Origin of the sequence: Desulfosporosinus sp. SYSU MS00001 (genome assembly GCF_049943955.1) — a bacterium.
Taxonomy (GTDB): domain Bacteria; phylum Bacillota; class Desulfitobacteriia; order Desulfitobacteriales; family Desulfitobacteriaceae; genus Desulfosporosinus.
Genome location: NZ_JBNFTW010000007.1, coordinates 71,180 through 91,160, shown reverse-complemented (window position 1 = coordinate 91,160; position 19,981 = coordinate 71,180). Strand labels below are relative to the sequence as shown.

Sequence of the window (19,981 nt, the reverse complement as noted above, 5' to 3'; positions counted from 1 at the left end):
GTTTATCCTTTAATAAACACACACATCTCCTATCGCTCGTAGGTCTGTGAATTACTTAAGGAAGGTTTTCTGGCTTCAAATCATCATTCTCTTCCTATGTTTACAACAGATAAAGCAATGGAAGAGAACTCCTTGTTCACAGTGGCGGGACCGCGCCGGATTGTCACCGGCTTCCCCTCTTAGATCCTCGTTGCCTGAGGAACCTTAAGTATTTTATAAAATTGTAAAACCTAAATGAGATTTCATTAGATTATCCGAATATCTGAGTATTCTATAAGTATTAACAAAATTCCTCTTTTCAAAAAAATTTAAAATAAAGCTTTACTATCATTGATTAATACTATTTTATAGCTTATTTCTTAATTAGGCAATGTTAAGCAATTTGTTTTAAGCAATTCAAATGGTATTTGGTAATATCCTACAAAGATTATATAATTATTTTAACCATTTATGTTATATTATACCATAAAGCATTTGACACTTCACCGTCTATTAAAGAATAAGATATTTTGCATAGAGTGCAAAGAAAGGAGTTTTTGATAAGATGCCCGAAGGTAAAAAAACTGCGAGTATCGCCTCCGTCGCCATTGCAGCGCTAGTTGGCGGAGTGGCCGGCGCCGTTGTTGGTTTAATGGTCTCACCTAAGAGCGGGGAAGCATTACGTAAAGATATTCAAACAAAAGCAGAAAATCTTGCCGAGCAAGTTCAAGACTGCACAGTTCACCAAGCAGAGGCTTTAAAAGAAACGGGCTCAAACCTGCTCGACAAGGGAAAGAAAATTAAAGAAGATCTTCAAGTCCTCTGGCAGGATTTAAAACCCAAAAAATTAAATTCCATTGACATCGCCAGCTCGTCTGCGGTTGATATCCAGGCGGACTCAGAATCCGAGCCTGAAGTTGTTACGTACTCTTCTGAATCTCCAACTGTTGAAACCCCAATTGAAGATGATATTGAAACACTGCCCTAAACTACACGAATCCTTTACCTAGATTCCATAATAATCAAGAAGCCCTAAAATCGAGCACTCGACTTTAGGGCTTCTCTTAGTGAACTCGTTCAGCTAAAGCTGAACATCGGGGCTTCGGTGACGAAAGTGTCCTGTGGACACTTTCCCCAAAAGCGCCTAGCTCATAACAAATTCTATCGCGAAGGATGGACTCTACCCCCACCGAAGAAATCGAAGGAATAGTATAGCCCCCACTTATGAGGTGGGGGTCTTAGCTGGGGATAAAAAACGTATTACTCCCAGACCATTAAGCCTTACCGACGTTCCATTTCCACTGTTGTTTTGCAACGATCTCTTGAGCATTCATATCCCAGCCTACAGGCTGACCATTCAATAAGGTCATGATGGATCCCACTCGAAGACGGCCAAACGTAAAAGCTTGTGCCCGTTCGCCGGCTAAATGAGCTAAATGATGCAGCAATTCTTGGTGACCAAGGTTTAAAAGTTCTAGAGCAGCTCCCTCCGTTGTAGGGAACTCTGCTAGTGTTCTTAAGGTTTCGGCTTTAATTCCGAAGAGTGCAGCATGAGCCAGTAAAATTTCCGACCGTGCATCAGCCACGCGATTATGTGTGTGGAAGATACCTCCCGAAACTTTAATCAATTTGCCGATATGTCCTAATAAAACGACGTCTTCAATACCTCGGTAAACAGCTTCTTCCAAAAGGTAACCGACAAAATTGCTCATTTGAATAACAGCTTCGGTGGGAACATCAAAACCTTCTGTCGCCACACGAAATCCATAATGTCCTGGAGTTAAAACTATTGCTTTATGTCCGTAGGCCACTGCCTGGTCTAATTCCGGTAAAATCGAGGTTTTGAAGGCTTCTTCGGACATGGGACGAACAATCCCACTAGTTCCCAGAATTGAAATCCCGCCTACGATACCCAGACGGGGGTTTAGGGTGCGTTTTGCAGTCTCTTCGCCTCCCGGAACTTCAATGGTAATTTCAAGTTCTTCCTGGGGAAAGACTTCTCGAACTGCTTCGCGTATCATTCGTCTGGGGACCGAGTTAATAGCCTTTTCACCTACAGGCTGATCCAAGCCTTTTTTAGTGACTGTGCCCACGCCTTGTCCACCACGAATACGAATCTCTCCTTGAGCCGAAAGCTCGCGCACGAGGACACGAATCTCTAAGCCGTCAGTAATATCGGCATCATCTCCGCCATCCTTGATAATACTTGCAGTTGCCCTTGAATTTTCAAGGTTTCCGGAATGGATCGGCATCCCTAAACGAGCTTGATTGGGCAAAGGTATTTCGATTCGTTCCGGCAAACAATCTCCACCCAGGAGAAGGCAAGCTGCTTTGGCAGCACCTGCAGCACAGCTGCCTGTTGTATATCCCTCGCGCCAGGTATGTCGATCTTTGTTTCGCGCCATAGCTATCTCCTATTAGCAATTTATTAGAATCTCATTCAGAGAATTTTCATCTCTCTGCACTTTTTACGTTACGTTATGAGAAGTTATTGTTCTAGTCAGAAAAAATAATTATAAAGTTCGATGTCAGAGAAGTATTCTAATAATCCTAATCCTTTATTAAAATTTGCCAGATATTTATCTAAAGTATAAATGATAATATTTGTCAGTTCAACACTACTACCTCAGCGGACAAGTATTTCCCATATTAAGCATTTGGATAAAGCTAAATTTTCTGTAAGCAATCCAATTTGCCCATAGCCTATCAAACCATTAGATTCTTATAAGAGTCCAAGACGCCATTTGAAACGCAAAAATAAACATAAAAAAGATAAGAAAATAATAACCGTGACTGCCCAAAAATCTCTAGCCGCAATGGCTTTGTCAAGCTTAACCGTCCAAGTCCGAGATAGACCGTACCCTCTGTTCAGCATAGCCATAGATAGGGAATTAGCCATTATTATTGAGTTGATAAACAAGGGGATCATAATGGGGACATAGGAACGAATTGAACCTACAATTCCTTTTCCGTGCAGATTCATTCCTCGTGCCATTTGAGCCTCTAGAATAAGGGTTCTTTTTTTATCTAAGGTTGGAATAAAACGCAGAGCTGTCGTCAATATCATAGATACTTCAGCAGGAACCTTTAACCACTGAAAAAATTGAGTAAAATCCTCAAGGGATGTTGTGAAGGTTAAGATTGAAGAAGCAATCAATAGACTCCATATTCGAAGCAGAAAGGTCGTCCCCATTAAAAGTCCTCCGACAGTAGCCCCTAAGTGTTTCCCCGGAAAAAGATAAAAGAGAATTTTTCGGTTGGAAAGATGGTCAAAGTGCTGAGGTGAATAAGAAAAGCCTGTGATCAGGATGATGGAAATAACAATGGGCAGCAGAGGGATGATAAGGCCCGTAATCTTTCGCAGCGGGATATTTATCGCCAAGGCTAAAAAGGCTGTAACTGAGATGATTGCCAGCTGATAAATTGGATTTTGGAACGGGAAAGACAATATGATAATCACTAAAAAACCCAGCATCTTGCTTCGTACATCTAAACGATGAATTAAGGTATCTTCCGATGAAGAGGCAACTAACATTTTGTCTTTTCCCCTCTCTCGAACAGTGCCGTAAATTCTTCCGGATGGAGTAAGTTCTCTGGGAAGCCGACGTCACTCAAGCAGGCAGAAAGGCGGCAGAGCTGCGGAGGAATAATGGAGGCATCTGCTAATAAGTTTTCTTGAGCAAAGACTGCGCGGGGATGTCCATCAAGGAGAACACTGCCTTCTTTCAGGACGATAACTCGTTGAGCATACTGAGCTACAAGATCCATATCATGACTTACCATAATTATCGTCGTACCCCCATGATGAAGTTGGTTTATCAACCTCATCATGACCTGGACACCAGAATAATCTGCACCGGTTGTCGGTTCGTCAACAATTAGGATTCGAGGTTTCAGTACTAAGATTGAGGCTACGGCAATCATCTGCCTTTCCCCTTTTCCCAAAGTAAAGGGATGAACATGACGATAACCCTCTAAGCCGGTTTCCTTGAGGACCTGATTAATCTGTTCTTTGATTTCCGCCGTCGTTAAACCGGTATTTTTTAAACCGTATTCTAATTCTTTCTCAACGGTGGTGGAAAAAATTTGATGGTCCGGATTTTGGAAAACATAACCGATGGTTCTTGCCAAATGAGCAGTATCATACTTTTGAGTACTCATTCCGTGGACATGGACTTCTCCGCTTGTCGGTTTTAACAAACCATTTAAATGTTTTGCTAAGGTCGTTTTACCGGCCCCGTTTTGGCCAATCAGGGCGACAAAATCACCGCTGTCTATTGTTAGATTGATTCCTTGGAGAATAGAGTTTCCCGGTTGATATTGATAAAACAAGTCCTTGATTTCGATGGCTTTTTCCCTAGAAAACTGATGGTCTTTCCGATCGTGCTTTTTCGGCAGAAGAGGAAAATGCTTTACACCGTTAGCAAACTGTGTAGGGCTGGATAACAGTTTTTTCAAAAGGCGTGCTGCTGATGGCAGATCCAAGGGGATTTCGTCAAAGGTTATCCATCCCCTTTCATAAAAGTTCCACCCTACAAGACTAACAGGCAAAGGTTTTATGCCATACTGCTGTAATAAAGGAATGTCGCGAAAGAGCTGAGTTGGTTCACCACGCCAAACCAGTTGTCCCTGATTTAATACGATTACCTCATCCGCCCTGTTGATTACTTCTTCACTGGAATGTTCCGCCAATAAGATGGTCAAAGCTCTTTGTCGGCGCAAGTCATCAAGAGTTGCGTAGATCTCCAAGCGCCCTGCAGGATCAAGTTCTGATGTTGGTTCATCAAGTACTAAGATTTCGGGTTCCATGGCCAGGACTCCCGCGATGGCTAAACGTTGTTTCTCACCCCCGGATAATTCCTCGGTTAAACGCTGGTTATATCCTTTGAGCCGAACTTTTTCTAAAGAACGATCAACTCGGTCTTGAATTTCTTCTAAGGGAACAGAACTATTGCGGGGGCCAAAGGCCGTATCTTCTTCCACAGTACGGCCAAGAATTTGAGTTTCCGAATCTTGAAGAACAAGGCCCAATATTGTAGACATAAGCTGGACAGGAGTTTTTCTCACGTTTCTGCCTGCCACTTTAACCTCGCCGGTTAATTCCCCCTCGAAAAGCTGAGGTATCAGTCCGTTGAGACAGAGACTCATTGTTGTTTTCCCTGCTCCGGCAGCTCCCATCAGGACAACGAACTGTCCTTTGTTTAGGGTAACGCTAAGACCTCGCAAACTTGGTTCGAGAGAATTTGGATATTGATAGGAAACATTATTAAGTTCAATGGCTTTGTCATTTTCGTCGTTATTACGATCTCTTGCTGTTGTTTTGATTACCATTGTTCTTCTGTTTCCTCCTTATGAGCCTAAATGAGCCGCGTCCCTTTGATTGCTTTATAGGCTATCGCCGAAATAATTACATTAAGAGCTGAACCAATGACGAGGAAGGGCAGTACCCCAAGAGCTCCTCCCATTCCCATAATTGGCAGCATCGCAAAGGAGGATACCACTCCATTAAGGATTATTCCTGCAATAGCTGCCGGAATAAGGCCAAACGTTTTATTCACCCAACGATATACCACCGCCCATAAAGCCATTTGCACAGCAATATAAATATGAACAGGGATTGTCAACGGGAATCCAACAACAGCCGATGTTAATAAATGGCCAAAAGCAATGACTACTGCTCCCTCAATTCCTCCAAAGGCAATAGCACAGAAAAAGCCCGGCGCCGAATCCATACCGATGGTTCCCACCGGACTGGGAATCTTAATCAGTGCCCCCACATAACTCAAGGCCAGAAAAATAGCCATAATAGAGAGCCGTTTGACATTCCAGGCGGACAGCTTGACGTCCTTAGTTTCTGCGTTAAATTGACTCATCGAGTTTTTCCTCCCTATATTTCTTTATACTTCTTTAGACTTTAGACTTTAGACTTTAGACTTTTTACACTTTTACTCTTTTATGAAAAACAATTTCCATCCTACTCTGTGAACCGAAACAGTTCATGAATGAATAAAATATAAAATATTTCATGTTTTGTGTTTTTGCCTTTTATTCTTTATTGATATGTTCTAATACCTCATGTCCCTTGACATAGCGTTCATATTTCTTTTGCACTTATGTCAGCTCACCAATTTTAACCATCGTTAATTGATTTTGGTTCGAAGAAATATAATCTTTTGTCATAGCTGAAGATGCCGAGAAAACGAGACATGTCGACGGCCCGGCGGATTTACTCAAGTCTAAACCGCAGGATTGATTAATCTGCAATTGCCGCTTTGCGTTTGAAGCAAGCTGCTGGGCTTCTATTAAAATTCCTTTTGAGCCCACAGGAATAATGTCATGGATTCCGGGAGATGCCAAGAGTTTTCTTATCTCTTTGATCTGTACTATTTCCGGGTCCTCAGGATTGCTAAGTTCCGAGCCAACTTTCGGCAAACCTAAGCAATATACTTCATCTCCGGTTTGTGAGGTTCCAATACGCAGCTGATCTTTGGCAACGGTACCAATAACGCTGATACCAAGCCCAGTCTGCTGGGTTGGTATGTTTTTCTCAGTGCTCACGGCCATGGAAAGGGTAAGACCGGCAAAAGCTAATTCTTCTTTCACCCCCTTTAATAGCTCATCACCTGCTGGATCGGGTTCGTTAGAAATAGCAACAGTCATAATTTGAGGCTCCGCGCCCACAGCTAAGACTTCTAATAAGGCTACCCTCGTGGTCATTCTGCCTGTAACCTGCCAAGATACTTTAACGACATCGAAATCTTTCAGTCCGATTGCTCCACAGGAATCACAAGCTGCAATAAGATATTGTTCCGTATTAATTAAAACAGCTTCAATATCCCGTCCCTGATACCCCAACTCTTTATTCAACTCCTTTCCCTTAACAATCAAAAAGTTCACAGTCAAAAATCCGCCTTGAAAGACAGAATTTTGACCATGAACTTTGCCTTGATTCATGTTCTACATTATAGGCAGGTCTCCTGACTTAGAATCAACGACTTATACGCCTTCCCGGCTTCCCAGTGGCTTAAGCATAAGTCTCCTCGTTTACAGTGGTGGGTCCGTCTGGGATTCTCACCCAGTTCCCTATTCTCCCTTATTAAGGGCACCTATAATGTCTTTAATTAATCGTATTTTAATCCATAGAGCTTCAGATTACAAGAGTTTTTTGAATCTTCGACCTAACAAAAAGCCCTAATATCTCGGCAGTGAAATATCAGGGCTTTCCATATTCGAAATTTCCATTGTATTATCTCTAACTAGCAGAATACATTTCCCCATTAGCTAATTACCGCCAAAGTAGACCAATACTCCTTAGATTGAGTAATGTCTCCATTTGCTGATTTCTTAACATCAAGTACAACAGTTTTCTTACCTATTTCATTTTTTACCATCATTTTCACGACCCTTCTGGATTAATTTATAAGCCTATTGCGTTTTTCCATGGTCATTTTATTTCGCAGCATTATTGCTCAATGTTTTATTAGATTCTTTAACTTTAGCATATACAGGACAACCCATAATGTACATTAATAATTGTCTTTTCATTAGATGACACCTCCTTTTTAGGAGCAAGTTATTTGGCAATTCTTATCAAACAACCCTTTATTTTGCATCTCTTTCATCTCCTGGTCTCTGTAATCATTCTACGTCAATTTAACTTATAAGTAAAATATATAATTAGAATATCTATCATGACTATATGAGATTTTAAAACTCCATATGCATCCTCCACTTTTGTTGAGAACGAAGAAGATCTGCGAATGTTACTAAGTGTTAAAAAAGAGCAGCCAAAATTGATTGGCGGCTCCTATTTGACTTGTTCAATTTTCCATTTGCATTTCCAAACTACTTTTAACATTGCCAAAGATATTGCATCATCAGCCTTTGGAAAACAATCGCTTCCTGCTAAGCGTTACCTCCTATATTGATTTCTAATCAGAGCTAATTCTTTACGTCTCTTGACAAATTCTTGCACTTGACCTTTCAGCCAGACTTGGAAATGTTCCTTCAAATAATCTTTTGTAAAGCGGCCGCCGGAAGGACCAAACTCCCAATGCAAGGAATTCCCTTGATCCGAGGGCAAGATCGTCGCTTCTTGGCCACAAAAAGGACATAGAGCGTGATTGGGGGCTGGGAATTTCCAGAGATCAGACCAACAGGTAGGACATCGTCCGGTTTCCGGCTGATGAGAATTGCCGAACAAGGATTGCCCGAGTGCCTTAATTCGCTTTTTGCCCTCCGGATCAACTAAGGCTTCACCAGGGAGAGCACCGATAAACATATGGGCGTCTTTAACGTTCAACCCCAGAAAACGTGCATAAGTGATAAGGGCAGAAAGGGTATACCCTTCCCAACCTTTTATTCCAGCTGTCCCGATAATTACACAGGGCTTGCCCCAAATCTGATCAATTTGTTGAGCAAGAGCGATAATCCGGTCTCCAAAAAGTTTTGTAATTCCTGCGGGACCCAAAGCGTAGCAGGGCGATGAAAAAATGACTCCATCGGCTTCTTTGATCCGATCAAATAAGGAATACAAATCATCATCCAAGGGGCAGCGCTTATCCTGGCCTAAGCAGGCATAACAAGCTTTACACGGCAGCAGCTTTAACTCTGTCAACTTTACAAGGTCCAGCTGCACTTCCTCTCCCATAGAAGCAGCGGCTTCTTTAATTAGTATTTCCCCATTGGCTAATTTTCGTTGGGAAGCCACAATTCCCAATACTTTTCTCAAACAAATCTCCTCCTTTAATTGTCTTATCTTTAAATATCTATCAATCGCTATGTGCTAAATTATACCATCAATAATATTCTTATTACTGTCTTACAAGTATATGGATTCATTAAAACTCTAATTCTGGAGAATCTAATAGAGAATTAAATTTAAGGAGGAATAGCCCACATGAATGTTAAGAAAATGCCTCAACCTAATACCGGAATTAGATGTGTTGTTAATACCTGTCATTATTATGGTACAGGAGATCATTGCCATGCCGAGAAGATCGAAGTTCAATCCCCCGATGCCACAACCACTGAAATGACAGACTGCGCCACCTTCCTTCCCGAATAAAACTCAGTAAATTTTTTACCATGATTTTATCATAAATAAAAAAGTCTAAGGCTAGTTTTATCAAGACAGGCCTTAGACTTTTTTTATTTTTCTTAATGGGATCCCGCAGCAAAGCGGATATCACATTTTTTCACTTTCACCGTCTTTGTCACATCGTTACATCTTCATGCATATTAAAGTGAGAGATTATATTTTTTTATGCTAGAGAGACTCCATAAGGAAAAGGAGGAAATCTTATGTCGAGACGTTTGTATAGATCGAGTCAAGATCGCCAGCTTGGCGGCGTATGCGGTGGAATAGCTGAATACCTAGATTTAGATCCCAGTCTTGTTAGGATAGGTGCTTTACTTCTTCTCTTAGTAGGTGGGACAGGTTTTTTGGCCTATCTTGTAGCCTGGTTCATAATACCTAGTGACAAAAATATCTAAAATGAAGTGATCCACTCGAATTAATAACATATCCGATCGGTGAACAAAAAGGGCATTCCTTTAAGGACAAAAGACTAAAACAAAGCCAAAAATGGCAGATGAAATTATTGCTAATTCATCTACCATTTTGATTCAAATTATTCTTCTTTATCTTTGCTCCCATGCTGCAGAATAAACATCTTGTAATACAACCCTTCTTGAGCCAAGAGTTCAGCATGAGTCCCCCTCTCTACAATTTTACCATGGTGGAGGACTAAGATAAGATCGGCATCCTGAATCGTTGAAAGCCGATGGGCAATAGCGATGGTTGTTCGTCCCTGACGCATCTTTCCTAAAGCGTTTTGGATGGCCTCTTCTGTTTCTGTATCCACGTTTGCAGTGGCTTCATCTAAAACTAGAATCTTGGGATTACCGGCAATGGTCCGGGCAAAACAGAGAAGTTGACGCTGACCACTGGATAACGTTGCCCCCCGTTCACCCATCGGCTCTTGAAGTCCCTGGGGCAGCCTGCCAATAAAGTTGTCGGCTTGAACGAAAGAAACAGCGTCTCGTACTTCTGTTTCTTTAATTTCCGATCTGGAAAGAGCAATATTACTGGAAATAGTACCAACGAATAAAAAGGGATCTTGGGCTACAAGTCCAACTTTTGACCTCAGCTCCTGATCAGAGAGCTGAGATAAAGAAATTCCGTCGATGAGAATTTCTCCGTGAGTAACCGGATAGAACCGCATGAGCAGATTGGCAATAGTACTCTTGCCGCTGCCCGTATGCCCGACTAAAGCGACTGTTTGTCCCGGGTAGGCAGTGAAACTGATTGATTTTAAGGCCATTGCTCCCTTGGCGTCCTGATCATAAGAGAAACTGACATTTTTGAATTCGATCTTTCCTTGACATATGGCAGGTGAATCCAGCGCGGTGACCTTCGAAGTGATTCGTTGATCATCCAATAATTCAAAAACCCGTTCAGCAGCAACTAAAGATTGTTGAAATTGAGACAAACGCTGCATCATCATATTGACAGGTTCAAAGAAACGTTCCAGATAGTTGATAAAAGCATACAGTACCCCTATTTCAATTGGCCCCGTCAACGATTGTAAACCAAAATAATTTAAGACAATGATTAAGGCCAAGGTATAGATCAGATCAACAGCCGGACGAACAAACAGGCTTTCTAAACGGATGTTAGCCATTGCTTCCCGATAGTAATTGTTGTTGATGGTCTGAAATTCCTGGCGAAAGCGTTTCTCCTGACGCATTGCCTGGATAATAGACATTCCCTGGATAGATTCATTCAGTTTAGCATTGAGATGACTAAGTTCTTTGCGCAATCTTCGGTAAACCTTGGTACTGACTTTGCGGTAAGAAATCATGAGGATGATAATAATAGGAAGCAGGATCAGACAAAAAGAGGCCAGACGAACATCTAAGTAAAACATAGCCACGAAAACGCCAAGCATAAACACCACATTCTGGACAAAAGCAGCCAAAACCCCCACAAACAACTCTTTAATGGCTTCCGTATCATTAGTTATGCGGGAAATTAAGGCCCCGGCCGGAGTTTTGTCAAAAACCCTAAATTCCAGATGTTGTACATGACTGAAAACATCAATTCGCAGCTGCTGGACTATTTTAAGAGCTATTTCATTAAAACTGACTAATTGACGATAGTGTAATAGTGCCGACAGTATGTTCAAGCCGAGATAACTTGAAGCTAAGATGATTAGTGCGCCTCGATTGAAAGAACGCGGCACTAAGTGCTGATCGAGAAAAATCTTAACCAAAACAGGACCGATAACATCTGAAAAGGTAGCAAGAATCAGAAGGAACGAAGCAACCGTTAAAGCCTTTTTATGGGGGACAAGATAGTTAAGCAAGCGTCGAATCACCATCTTAATGTTCCGCCCCCTCTTCAAGCAAGGATTCCAGCTGCTGTCTTCGATAGGTGGCGGCATACCAGCCATTGAGTGCCATCAGTTCTGAATGACAACCTTGTTCGCTGATTTGTCCATCTTTAAGAACGATGATTAGGTCTGCCTCTTCGACGGCGCTAAGACGATGAGACGATATAAACGTGGTTTTTTGAGCCCGCTTTTTTCGCAGACTCTCCAGAATTGACTTTTCTGTTTTCGCATCAACAGCTGATAAAGAGTCATCCAAAATAAGAATTTCCGGTTCCAACAAAAGTGCTCTGGCAATGGAAATCCTCTGCTTTTGCCCGCCAGAAAGGGTAACCCCTCTGTCTCCAACCAAAGTATTATAACTCTCTGGAAAACTCAGAATATCTTCGTGAATGTCGGCAATTCGTGCCGCATTCTGGATTTCTGCAAAGGAGGCCTCCGGTTTTCCCATGGCAATATTTTCAACAATAGTGGTCGAGAAAAGGAAATGGTCTTGAGGTACATAGCCGATCTTACTGCGTAACGATTGGAGAGTTACATCATAAACTGAAGTTCCTCCTAGTTGAAGATCTCCATCATTAAGGTCAAATTCGCGCAGAAGAAGCCGCAAGAACGTTGTTTTCCCGCTCCCGGTCTTACCGACAATTCCCAGAGTTTGGCCCTGGCGTACCTGAACACTAACGTTTTGCAAAATGGGTGTTTTTCCTCCGGGATAGGTAAATGAAGCATTTTCAAAAGTGACGTCACCATTGTCGAATCCGTCAAGAGCTCCATCCTTTTCGTTTATCTTCTGGTTAATCTTTAATAAGGTATCGACTCGATCATAGGACGCTCTGCCCCGTTCAAGGATATTAAACAACCAGCCAAAAGCGAGCATAGGCCAGATAAATTGACCTAAATAGATAGTAAACTGAGTAAGCTGTCCGAAGGTTAATCTTCCGTTAATTACGTCAATTGAGCCAAAAATAAGAGCCAGAAAAAAGGAAATCCCGATAATAAGCTGGATTGTCGGATCAAAAAGAGCATCCACTTTGGCAACAGCAATGTTCTTCTCTACCACATCCTCAGATAAGCTGCGAAAAGCATCTAATTCTGCCTCTTCTTCTCCGAAGGCTTTGACAACTCTCATGCCGTTAATGTTTTCCAGCACTTTATCATTAAGATCGGAAAAGGCGGCTTGGGCTCGATGAAATCTCTCATGGAGCATTGTCCCATAACGACTCGTAGACCAAGCCATTAACGGCATGGGTAAAAGCGTAATCAGCGTGAGTTTCCAACTGATAAATAGGGCCATTGATAAAATCACTAATCCGCCGGTCGTTAAAGAATCCACCAGAGTCAATACCCCCATGCCGGCAGTCATTTCAACGGCTTGGATGTCATTGGTCGCATGAGCCATTAAATCACCGGTTCGCTGCTTTTGATAAAACTGCGGGGACATAAGGGTAAAGTGATCAAAAAGTTGCTTTCTCAGCAACCTGCTTAAACGGCTTGCCGCCCCGAAAATCATTAAACGCCAGGAAAAACGCAATGCATAGACCGCCAGACCAGTCCCTATAAGCAACAACGTCCAATGAAGCAGCGATATTGACGTTAGGACTCCGCGGCTGATTTCATCAATAATAACTCGAACTACATAAGGAGGAAATAAATTAAGAAAGGCGACGAGGACCAAGACAACTATTCCGGATATGTAGTTTTTTTTCTCCAGCTTAAAAAACCACATGAGATCTTTAAAAAGAAGCATATAATCTCCTCTCATTATTTATAACTGATAACTGACTGACGCTAAGAGGATGACAGTTTAAGGGGAAAGCTTAAGATAAACTAATGTCGGATCTCTAAAATTATAGCATATTAAGGATTGTCTGTTCTTATTTTAAGAGCTAGAAATAGATCTCAAATAATAAGAGGCCTCTCATTCAAAGAATGAGAGGTTTGGTTTTATCCGTTTACTAAACTGATGATGCCTAACATGGCAGATTTGTGTGGATACGCTCGGCCCATCGTCTCAAATTCTAAGTTAGTTACGATTATTGACATGCTGCCAACGGCATAAAAAAGTCTCCAGCAAATCAACAATGATAAATAAGCCAACCCCGAGGAAAGCCATCATAATGATCCCGGCAAACATTTCATCCGGTGCCGCCCGGCTCCAGGCATCCATAATAAAATACCCCAGCCCCTTTGTCGTAGCAAAGGATTCGGCAAAAAACAGTACGGCGATCGCTGTTCCCATACTGAGACGCAGTGAGGTCAGAACATCCGGTAAACTTGAAGGCAAGAGCACATAACGATAGATTTGCCCCCGGTTGCCTCCCAGCGAACGCAGAGAGGAAATTGTTTCCGATGGTATTTTACGGACAGCATCCCGTGTCGTTACAAGAATCTGAAAAAAGACGATCAAAGTAATGAGAAAAATCTTTGATTGGTCTCCCAAGCCTAGAAGCAAAAGAATTAAAGGGAGAAAGACAATTTTAGGGATTGGGTAAAGAAGGTAAATTAAGGGGGCCAAAAAGCGGTCAATCTTCTTCTCAAATCCCATCATCAAACCGAGGGGCAGTCCCAAACACAGGGAAATTAAGGTCGAAGCCAGAACTCGGTAAGTACTAATCCAAAGGTGTGCCCCGAGGTCTCCGTGCAATAGGCGCAGCGTTGCTCTAATGGCTGCGCCTGGTGTTGGTAAAAGTGGTGTCTTAAGAGCCCAGGCACCATACTGCCAAAGTGCCAGCAGAAATAACCCGGCTCCCAAATAACCCAAAAGTTGTTTTCGAACGTTATCCTGGCCTTGCTTCATTCTGCCGTTCCTCCTTCTAAGAGAGAACGGATGTAGGTTGCCTTTTGAAAGAACTCGGAGGTTTGCCGATAACCCTTTTGTCCAACTAAAGGATTATGAATTTCTCCTACTATTTCTGTTGGACGTCCATTTTTAAGCACTAAGATACGACTCCCTAGATAAACAGCCTCCTCAATACTATGAGTGACCAAAACCGTTGTCAGCCTCTCTTCCTGCCAGATCTCCAGTAAAAGTTCCTGCAGGCGCTCACGAGTAAGGGCGTCAAGGGCAGATAATGGTTCGTCCATCAAGAGCAGATCGGGTTTAAGAGTTAAGGCCCTTGCTAAAGCCACTCTCTGTTTTTGTCCGCCGCTTAATTGACTGGGAAAATGATGACGGACATCTGCCAGCCCCATTTTGGGAATTATTTCATCGACCAGGCTCTGGTAGACTCTTTTAGGTTGATGTCGTACCTTCAAACCAAGTCGAACGTTTTGCTCAACATTGAGCCAGGGAAAAAGGCCATACTCTTGAAGAATCATGGCGGTCTGCTGGCGTGTCCTTTTTAAGGGTTCTCCGCCAATTGTAATCTCTCCCCCCGTCGGTCGTAATAATCCCGAGAGAAGATAGAGCAGAGTACTTTTTCCGCAGCCAGAAGGGCCGATAAGGACAAGACTTTCACCAGTCTCAATGGTTAAGTTAAAATCACTATAAATCTTTACCGATGTTGTTCCTTGAACATAGGCAAGATTACAATTCGTCACTTCAATCACGGGCTGTGTTTCTCCTTATTCTTTAGGCACGAGGGTATTATCAACTAAATCGTTATAACTGTACGCTTGAGGAATCAGCTTCTTGTCTTCCATCCATTTCATGACACTATCTATTTCTTCTTGAGTAGGCAACTGCAGCTTAGAAAAAGTTGGTGTTTTGTAGCTCTGTTGAATAGCGGCGGGAACCTGAGCTTTCTCTAAAAACAGACTTCGGTATTGCTCAGGGTGATTGCTTAAAGCTTGGCCGGCTAAGCCGTAGACACGAACGGCAGCCTTTATACCCTCAGGATTATCCTGAATGCTTTTCGTGCGGAACAAAAGCACTGTTTGAGATATATTGCGATAGGTATCATCTGCAATTAAGTGCGCTCCTTTAGCCTGAGCCAAAGAAGCCAAGGGATCTGGCAGGCAAGCGGCATTAATTTGATCGGAAAGCAGCATATCCAGACGTACAGGCATTTTAGGAATGGACATCTTCTTGACATCACTTAGTTGTACACGTTTGTCCTTGAGCATCTGATCACTGACATAATCAATAATAGAGTTTTCGGAGATTCCCAAGGTAGCTCCTTTTAGGCCTTGGAGGTCACGAATATTGGATTTGGGTGACGACAAAATGGCAAAACGCCCTTCCTGCGGGGTGGCGCCAAGACCAATTGTCGCTATTTTTACATCTGTTCCAATTTTTTTTAGCAAAGCAACTGCAACCAGATCTGCAACTTCGCCATCAATTTGACCAGCCTGCAAGGCTGTATCGCGTTCAACAGCGCTTGAGAAACTAACTAATTGAACTTGAACCCCTTCTTTGGCAAAAAGTCCATCTTTTTCAGCCACATAGAAAGGAAGATTATCTTCAATCGGCAGCACACCGATTTTTACAGGAGTACTTGTCTTTGCTGATGGTTGTTTTGTTGTCGGCGATGCAGTTCCACACCCGGAGACAATTAAGGCTAACCCTAATAGAAATGGAATGACTTTAAACCACAGACTGCTTTTTTTCATACGTTCTCTACACTCCTCAAGTTAAGGCTCTATTTATAATTCTGTATATAGATTTCTATTAAACAATTTCTACTTATCTGCTATTCAGTCCAAAGAATTAGCTCCTTTTCCTAATATCTTTAGTCTTTTACTTTTAAATCTTTAGTTCTAAAACTAGTGGCTTTAATAATCTCCAGGACAAAACATGTAGTTCTTACCAGGTCTTCTTCCCTGATGTATTCATCCGTTGTATGAAGCTTTTCCATACCTGTAGATAATACAAGACAGGGAACACCGTAGTTATTATAATTGTTTGCGTCGCTGCCTCCTCCAGTGGCAATAAATTCCGGAGTAAGGCCGGCTGCTTCCGCTGCTTTGGCCGCTAAAACAGCGATTGCTGATTCTTTAGCCAGCTTAAACGGCGTATATAATCGTTGAACCTTAATTTCTGACTCAGCCCCCATCTCCTTCGCTGAATTTTGGAAGATTGCGCAGATTTCTGCAGACAGACGCTCAAGTTTAATTAAGTCACGACTCCTAGATTCACAAACAACCTCCGCATTTTCGGCCACAATGTTTGTCGCTATACCGCCTCGAATTGTACCAACATTTGAAGTTGTCTCCCCGTCAAGACGTCCCCAGGAAATTTTGGCTATGGCCTTAGACGCAGCTAAAATAGCGTTAATTCCTTCTTCGGGAACAATTCCGGCATGGGACGCTCTGCCTTTAATAGAGACATTAATTCTGTCCTGACCAGGAGCTTCAAGAATGATTTTCCCTGGTGTTCCCCCGGAATCTAAGACAAAGCCTAAATCTGCTTTCAGATTTGAGGCGTCAAGGTTCTTGGAACCATTAAGGCCGCCTTCCTCGGCAATATTAAAGATTACTTGGATATCACCGTGAGGAAGGTTTTCCTCTTTGATGACTCTTAGTGCCTCTAAAATTGGTACAAGGCCGGACTTATCATCTGCCCCTAAAATTGTTGCTCCGGCGGAGCCTATTATTCCTTCCTTCTGAAGAGGTTCAATGTTTTGACAGGGTTGTACCGTATCCATATGAGCAGATAGTAATAGAGTTGGGGCTTCCGGAAGATTACCTTTTAAATAGCCAAAGATATTTCCGCAGTTGCCGCCAACTGCCTCCCCGGCCTGGTCTTCGCTCACTTCCAAGCCTAAACCACTTAGACGCTCTTTAAGGATGTCAGCTATTTTTCTTTCCTGACGCGTTGGCGATTCAATTTTTACTAATTCCAGAAATTCAGCTATCAATCGTTGACGATTGGGCATTTAACATTTCCCTCTCTTTGATAGATTTGGTGATAGGATCTTTGTCGAATTATTGCTTGCTCTAGTTTCGCAAACATATTTATCTATTATTCAACAATTCTAGTTCAATTCCTTCTAAATCCTTGGGCTAATCAAGGCTATATATCTATTCGGCAATATAATACTTCAAGAACAGATCCCACAAAGAAAACTAGGCAGCTGTCAAACCTCTGGCACAGACGGCTGCCTAGTCACTTATAGTTAGAAAGGATACAACGCAAGCTTTTACTCAGCATATGGATGATAAATTTGATTACCCTGAGGTTTGGCGGAGCTCCCGCGCAAGCGAGTGGGCGAGCCTTGGAATGCTGAGTGAACGATGTGGGAGAAGCTGCCCGACTCGAGCGCCCTCTTTAATAGTTATACCGCATCAGTCACATGGGGTCTGATTAATTGCGCCAAGTCAGAGCTCTGAACAGATCAGCGGCAGCTTCAGCCCGGCTTACACCTTCGCTGGGAGCAAAATTCTGCCCTTTAACGTTGACAATTCCCGTGCTTGTCGCTAAGGCGACATAGCCCAAAGCATCAGGCGATATGTCCGCTGCATCCTGGTAATTTACTTGGTAGATATTTTTAAACTCGGCAAATTTATTAAGCTGGAGATATCGCAGAAAAAGTTTGCATAATAGTTCGCGGCTGACATAATCTCCTGACTGCAGGTTTTCTTTTAACCAGCCTTGTTCTTTGGCTTGGGTCAGAATATCCATGTCAGACAAGGAGGTATTGCCCATCACACCATAACGGCTTAAATACATAGCCCTTAAGAGTGAACCGAGAGTCATCTTATCATTAGGTTTAAAACTATTTCCATAATCAGTGAATAAGCCTGCATCTCCGAGGGCTGCGATTTCTTGCTCACCTTCAACTCCTGATATGTCGTTAAAGATGTAAGGCTTTGGTCCTTTATCAAGGGGTCGGCCTTGAAAATCAAGCAATTCTCCGCTCTTGGCATCAAGAACATTCGAAGTCTGAGAACTCTGATCCTCTTCCTTAGGAAGGTATACTAAGCGGACATCTCCAGGAATCCCATTGGAATAAATTCGCACATAGGTCAACGTCATGGGACGCAGATTTAAAAAATCCTGAACTGCTTGATCTTTACTTAATGTTCCTGTCGGATCAGGGAAAGCAGGTTCAGACCAGTTCAAATCGTAATTAACAATGGTCCCGTCAGTAGGTTCTACAGTAACAGTCATTACATTATTGAAAAAATCAATTCCGTTGACAATGCGATGGTAGGTGAAATTGTTCGCATTATAAAGTAAAACGGCTTTTTTAGCCTGATCACTATTGTCGTCCGCATCAAAAGTTACTTGACTAAAACGGCTTGGCTGAACTTTTTCAAGAAAATCCTCAGCTATTTTTTGCATGGCTGTATGGTCTAGTTTGGGTTCGCTTTTTTCTGCGGGTTGATAGCCACGATTAAAACTCAATAATTCTCCTGTTGCAGCATCGATTCTGGCGCTCAGATATTGAGCTTTACCCTCGGAGGTTTCCGGGTTGGGGGTGAACCAATCAAAACTCCAAACACTATTGTTTCCGTTGCGCCAGTCGGTACTTAAGTTCGCACTTCGCAGAGTTAAATTGTCCGGTATACTAAGCCAACGTTTTACATCTGCAATAGCTTCATCCTGTTTTATGAGTTTCGCGGTCTTATCTACCTCTTGCTGTTCCTGAGGAGTCAAGCTCTGTGAACTGTGAAAAGCAGAACTGGTACTACTCGCTTTATCTCCCATGCCGCCATTCATTGAGTTCTGAGAAATCCAGTCACCGGGATTTAGCTTAAAAGGTTCACCTGTCATTGCATCAATCGCTCCACCACTCGGGCTGGATAATTGATAAACGAGTTTTGCATCTTGCTTTTGCCCCGTTGTCAGGATCCGGTAAGGAGTGGGCATCCAATATTGAAGTTTAAAAAACGGTGATGAAGCGAAAGCTTGCTTCGCTTGAGCTTCACTGATCACATTTTTATTCTCCGGGAAGTTAACATCACTCCAATTTAGCAGATAGGAAATGATGTGTCCGTCACTGCCGGAAACTTGAATATCTACACCATTGCCCGCAAAAGGAACATTGTTAACCAGTCTCCGATAATGAAACATATAGGTAACCGGTCCGTAATTATTAAGAGGTACAACCTCTTGGTCATTAGTTATTTGTTTGATCTCTTTGGCCCGCTCTGGCAAGAGCCGGGTCAAAAGCGAATCGCAGATTTTTTGGGCCTCAGCTTTGGAAACCTTCGGAAGGCCTGAACTTGACGCCGGGTCATCATTTTTCCAATAATTAATACTCAAAATATCCCCATTAACAGCATTTACCTCGGCTGAAAAATCTCCTCCTTTATCCGCATTATTCCAATGAAGGGACCAAGATTGTCGCTCGTCATTGGTACTGTAATTAGATGTAAAGTTTGATAAATCACTTGGTATGTTAAAATTTGCTTTTACAATCTGAAGAGCTTTTTCTAGCGTGATTTCAGGCGATGTCACTCCAACGGAAACGGCTGTTGTCGAAGAAGCGGAAGTCTTTTCAGCTGCCAAAACGGGAAATGAATACATTTGGAATAAAAAAACCATCGTCACAACCCCTGCCAAAGCCTTTTTATAATTTCGAATCATCCTTATTCCTACCTTTCTTCAGTTCTCTTAAAACTAATAATTGATTACCCTCCTTTTGAGATAATTTTTTCATAACTAGCAATTGTTTTCCAGATCGAATCAGTTCCTTGCTCAGATAATAAAGCTTGCTTCATAT

At 42.3% G+C, this 19,981-nt stretch carries 16 protein-coding genes and 2 riboswitches; of the genes, 3 read left to right on the top strand and 13 right to left on the bottom strand.

Annotation, left to right across the window (positions count from 1 at the left end; all coding sequences use genetic code 11):
- Positions 1-42: 42 nt before the first annotated feature.
- Positions 43-222: riboswitch (cobalamin riboswitch) on the bottom strand.
- Between the two features lie 322 nt (positions 223-544).
- Positions 545-967: a YtxH domain-containing protein gene (locus ACPUYX_RS13705; RefSeq protein ID WP_426380201.1), complete on the top strand. Its 423-nt coding sequence runs from the start codon at positions 545-547 to the stop codon at positions 965-967.
- Positions 968-1,253: 286 nt separating this feature from the next.
- On the opposite strand, the gene cbiD is transcribed toward ACPUYX_RS13705, so the two are convergent.
- The 6 genes from cbiD to ACPUYX_RS13675 all read right to left on the bottom strand — a co-directional run bounded on the left by cbiD (position 1,254) and on the right by ACPUYX_RS13675 (position 8,710).
- On the bottom strand, positions 1,254-2,384 hold the full coding sequence (gene cbiD / locus ACPUYX_RS13700; RefSeq protein WP_426380200.1) for a cobalt-precorrin-5B (C(1))-methyltransferase CbiD: 1,131 nt from the start codon (positions 2,382-2,384) through the stop codon (positions 1,254-1,256).
- Between the two features lie 317 nt (positions 2,385-2,701).
- Entirely contained in the window at positions 2,702-3,514 is an 813-nt protein-coding gene (locus tag ACPUYX_RS13695; RefSeq protein WP_426380199.1) for an energy-coupling factor transporter transmembrane component T family protein, read from the bottom strand.
- Positions 3,508-5,310, bottom strand: coding sequence for an ABC transporter ATP-binding protein (locus tag ACPUYX_RS13690; protein WP_426380198.1), 1,803 nt, complete (start codon positions 5,308-5,310; stop codon positions 3,508-3,510). Before ACPUYX_RS13690 ends, ACPUYX_RS13695 begins: the two co-directional genes overlap by 7 nt.
- Positions 5,311-5,336: 26 nt before the next feature.
- Positions 5,337-5,852: an ECF transporter S component gene (locus ACPUYX_RS13685; RefSeq protein ID WP_426380197.1), complete on the bottom strand. Its 516-nt coding sequence runs from the start codon at positions 5,850-5,852 to the stop codon at positions 5,337-5,339.
- A 238-nt stretch (positions 5,853-6,090) separates the two neighbouring features.
- Positions 6,091-6,876: an alpha-ribazole kinase gene (locus ACPUYX_RS13680; protein ID WP_426380196.1), complete on the bottom strand. Its 786-nt coding sequence runs from the start codon at positions 6,874-6,876 to the stop codon at positions 6,091-6,093.
- Positions 6,877-6,929: 53 nt separating this feature from the next.
- A riboswitch (cobalamin riboswitch) is annotated at positions 6,930-7,104 on the bottom strand.
- A gap of 787 nt (positions 7,105-7,891) precedes the next feature.
- Positions 7,892-8,710 carry a flavodoxin family protein gene (locus ACPUYX_RS13675; protein ID WP_426380195.1) on the bottom strand — a complete coding sequence of 273 codons (819 nt, stop codon included), beginning with the start codon at positions 8,708-8,710 and terminating at the stop codon, positions 7,892-7,894.
- 168 nt (positions 8,711-8,878) lie between these two features.
- On the opposite strand from ACPUYX_RS13675, the gene ACPUYX_RS13670 reads away from it, so the two are divergent.
- Positions 8,879-9,046 (top strand): DUF1540 domain-containing protein, encoded by a 168-nt coding sequence (locus ACPUYX_RS13670; RefSeq protein WP_426380194.1) that lies wholly within the window; start codon positions 8,879-8,881, stop codon positions 9,044-9,046.
- A gap of 236 nt (positions 9,047-9,282) precedes the next feature.
- Positions 9,283-9,474: a PspC domain-containing protein gene (locus tag ACPUYX_RS13665; RefSeq protein ID WP_047810693.1), complete on the top strand. Its 192-nt coding sequence runs from the start codon at positions 9,283-9,285 to the stop codon at positions 9,472-9,474.
- A 137-nt stretch (positions 9,475-9,611) separates the two neighbouring features.
- Here ACPUYX_RS13665 and ACPUYX_RS13660 read toward each other — a convergent pair whose 3' ends face one another.
- From ACPUYX_RS13660 to ACPUYX_RS13630, 7 genes are all read right to left on the bottom strand, one after another.
- On the bottom strand, positions 9,612-11,363 hold the full coding sequence (locus ACPUYX_RS13660) for an ABC transporter ATP-binding protein (RefSeq protein WP_426380193.1): 1,752 nt from the start codon (positions 11,361-11,363) through the stop codon (positions 9,612-9,614).
- 1 nt (position 11,364) lies between these two features.
- Positions 11,365-13,119 carry an ABC transporter transmembrane domain-containing protein gene (locus ACPUYX_RS13655; RefSeq protein WP_426380192.1) on the bottom strand — a complete coding sequence of 585 codons (1,755 nt, stop codon included), beginning with the start codon at positions 13,117-13,119 and terminating at the stop codon, positions 11,365-11,367.
- A 276-nt stretch (positions 13,120-13,395) separates the two neighbouring features.
- Positions 13,396-14,169 carry an ABC transporter permease gene (locus ACPUYX_RS13650; RefSeq protein WP_426380191.1) on the bottom strand — a complete coding sequence of 258 codons (774 nt, stop codon included), beginning with the start codon at positions 14,167-14,169 and terminating at the stop codon, positions 13,396-13,398.
- On the bottom strand, positions 14,166-14,921 hold the full coding sequence (locus tag ACPUYX_RS13645; RefSeq protein WP_426380190.1) for an ABC transporter ATP-binding protein: 756 nt from the start codon (positions 14,919-14,921) through the stop codon (positions 14,166-14,168). The genes ACPUYX_RS13650 and ACPUYX_RS13645 overlap by 4 nt, the downstream gene beginning before the upstream one ends.
- 15 nt (positions 14,922-14,936) lie before the next feature.
- Entirely contained in the window at positions 14,937-15,923 is a 987-nt protein-coding gene (locus tag ACPUYX_RS13640; RefSeq protein WP_426380189.1) for an ABC transporter substrate-binding protein, read from the bottom strand.
- Between the two features lie 119 nt (positions 15,924-16,042).
- Complete coding sequence (locus tag ACPUYX_RS13635) at positions 16,043-17,188, bottom strand: M20/M25/M40 family metallo-hydrolase (protein ID WP_426380188.1); 1,146 nt, start codon at positions 17,186-17,188, stop codon at positions 16,043-16,045.
- Positions 17,189-17,616: 428 nt separating this feature from the next.
- Complete coding sequence (locus tag ACPUYX_RS13630) at positions 17,617-19,845, bottom strand: S-layer homology domain-containing protein (protein ID WP_426380187.1); 2,229 nt, start codon at positions 19,843-19,845, stop codon at positions 17,617-17,619.
- Between the last annotated feature and the right edge of the window lie 136 nt (positions 19,846-19,981).

What these genes read in the sequence shown, in the direction of transcription:
- ACPUYX_RS13685 (WP_426380197.1), bottom strand. Translation starts at nt 5,852, where the DNA reads ATGAGTCAATTTAACGCAGAAACTAAGGACGTCAAGCTGTCCGCCTGG.
- ACPUYX_RS13635 (WP_426380188.1), bottom strand. Translation starts at nt 17,188, where the DNA reads ATGCCCAATCGTCAACGATTGATAGCTGAATTTCTGGAATTAGTAAAA.
- ACPUYX_RS13665 (WP_047810693.1), top strand. Translation starts at nt 9,283, where the DNA reads ATGTCGAGACGTTTGTATAGATCGAGTCAAGATCGCCAGCTTGGCGGC.
- cbiD (WP_426380200.1), bottom strand. Translation starts at nt 2,384, where the DNA reads ATGGCGCGAAACAAAGATCGACATACCTGGCGCGAGGGATATACAACA.
- ACPUYX_RS13650 (WP_426380191.1), bottom strand. Translation starts at nt 14,169, where the DNA reads ATGAAGCAAGGCCAGGATAACGTTCGAAAACAACTTTTGGGTTATTTG.
- ACPUYX_RS13670 (WP_426380194.1), top strand. Translation starts at nt 8,879, where the DNA reads ATGAATGTTAAGAAAATGCCTCAACCTAATACCGGAATTAGATGTGTT.
- ACPUYX_RS13690 (WP_426380198.1), bottom strand. Translation starts at nt 5,310, where the DNA reads ATGGTAATCAAAACAACAGCAAGAGATCGTAATAACGACGAAAATGAC.
- ACPUYX_RS13640 (WP_426380189.1), bottom strand. Translation starts at nt 15,923, where the DNA reads ATGAAAAAAAGCAGTCTGTGGTTTAAAGTCATTCCATTTCTATTAGGG.
- ACPUYX_RS13630 (WP_426380187.1), bottom strand. Translation starts at nt 19,845, where the DNA reads ATGATTCGAAATTATAAAAAGGCTTTGGCAGGGGTTGTGACGATGGTT.
- ACPUYX_RS13705 (WP_426380201.1), top strand. Translation starts at nt 545, where the DNA reads ATGCCCGAAGGTAAAAAAACTGCGAGTATCGCCTCCGTCGCCATTGCA.
- ACPUYX_RS13655 (WP_426380192.1), bottom strand. Translation starts at nt 13,119, where the DNA reads ATGCTTCTTTTTAAAGATCTCATGTGGTTTTTTAAGCTGGAGAAAAAA.
- ACPUYX_RS13660 (WP_426380193.1), bottom strand. Translation starts at nt 11,363, where the DNA reads ATGGTGATTCGACGCTTGCTTAACTATCTTGTCCCCCATAAAAAGGCT.
- ACPUYX_RS13695 (WP_426380199.1), bottom strand. Translation starts at nt 3,514, where the DNA reads ATGTTAGTTGCCTCTTCATCGGAAGATACCTTAATTCATCGTTTAGAT.